Origin of the sequence: Lysinibacillus sphaericus OT4b.31, from assembly GCF_000392615.1 — a bacterium.
GTDB lineage: Bacteria > Bacillota > Bacilli > Bacillales_A > Planococcaceae > Lysinibacillus > Lysinibacillus sphaericus_B.
Window position 1 is genome coordinate 1 of sequence record NZ_KB933401.1, and the last position, 1217, is coordinate 1217.

The 1217-nt window shown below is 38.0% G+C and carries 3 protein-coding genes; 1 reads left to right on the plus strand and 2 read right to left on the minus strand.

All coding sequences use genetic code 11. The features are described from left to right. Positions 1–97, plus strand: a 97-nt coding sequence (locus H131_RS23935; RefSeq protein ID WP_155242498.1) for an IS3 family transposase, incomplete at its 5' end; no start/stop codon positions are given. A 257-nt stretch (positions 98–354) separates the two neighbouring features. Here the strand turns inward: H131_RS23935 and def are convergent. Beyond that, entirely contained in the window at positions 355–912 is a 558-nt protein-coding gene (gene def, locus H131_RS19000; protein WP_010860746.1) for a peptide deformylase, read from the minus strand. Beyond that, the coding region (locus tag H131_RS25545) for a hypothetical protein (protein WP_010860747.1) at positions 909–1217 on the minus strand (309 nt) is incomplete at its 5' end. The genes def and H131_RS25545, both read right to left, overlap by 4 nt.

Consider the following 1217-nt stretch of genomic DNA (forward strand, 5'->3'; position numbering starts at 1 on the left):
TGTCGAAGAATACATTTTCTATTATAACAATATTCGGATTAAAACGAAATTAAACAACCAGTCGCCGGTTCAATACCGTCGACTGGCTGTAAAATAGGGTGTTTTCTTACTGTCTCAAAAATGACACTCAGTGCCCTACCTATGAAGGCTTTTTTTATTGTTGGCAATACTTCTTGTAATTTGGGGTATATAAATATTAGACGGATAGAAACTGCAAAGTGACGGATAAAAACTAAAAAGTGATGGATAGAAACTGCAAAGTGACGGATAAAATCTAAAAAGTGATGGATAAAAACTGCAAAGCGCCAGATAAAAATTAAAAAACAGCCTACAACAGTAGACTGCTTGGCGCGTTTAGTCGCGCTCGTAAGGTACGGAATTTGGAATATCAGCAAATGGATTTTTTTCGTTAATACGATCGTAAAACATGACGCCATTTAAATGATCTAATTCATGCTGGAATGCAATAGCAGCCAGACCTTTAAGGCGTAATTTTTTTTCGTCGCCGTCAATTGTTTTGAATTTCACCGTAATACGTGCATGACGTGGCACATAACCAGGTACATTACGATCAACCGATAGGCATCCTTCACCAGCAGCCATGTAAGTATTTTCTACGGAGTGGCTAACAATTTTCGGGTTAATCGCAGTGAAGCTCAGTTGTTCGCCATTATCATCTTTCACGTGAAGGGCAAACATGCGATGTAAGCTATTTACTTGATTGGCAGCAAGTCCAATGCCACCACGTAAATTATATTTTTCCGCAATTTCAGGATCTTGGCTGTTTTTTAAATATTGAAGCATGTCTTCAGCAAGTTTTTTTGTTTCTTCAGATAAAGGGAATTTAACTTCCTCAGCTTTTGCGCGTAAAGTGGGATGGCCTTCGCGAATAATATCATCCATTAAAATCATGTGTGAATCTTCCTTTCAATCACTTTGTATAGCTCTATATACAAGTATACATCACGTTTCAGTACATTCACATGAAAAAAGCAAGCATTTGAATCAATTTCATCATTCACTTTCATATTAATAAAGGCGAATATTATGAAAGAAAATAAAGTAATTGTTCCTATCACATAATTATATTTCGCTACAGGCGGACGCTTTCTGCGAGCAAGCACCGAGCCACTTCGGGGCAACAAATGTTTTATGTGCGAAAGCGAAGCGTCAGCAACAGGTGTTTTTATGTGCGAAAGCGAAGCGTCAGCAACAGG

What these genes read in the sequence shown, in the direction of transcription:
- def (WP_010860746.1), bottom strand. Translation starts at nt 912, where the DNA reads ATGATTTTAATGGATGATATTATTCGCGAAGGCCATCCCACTTTACGC.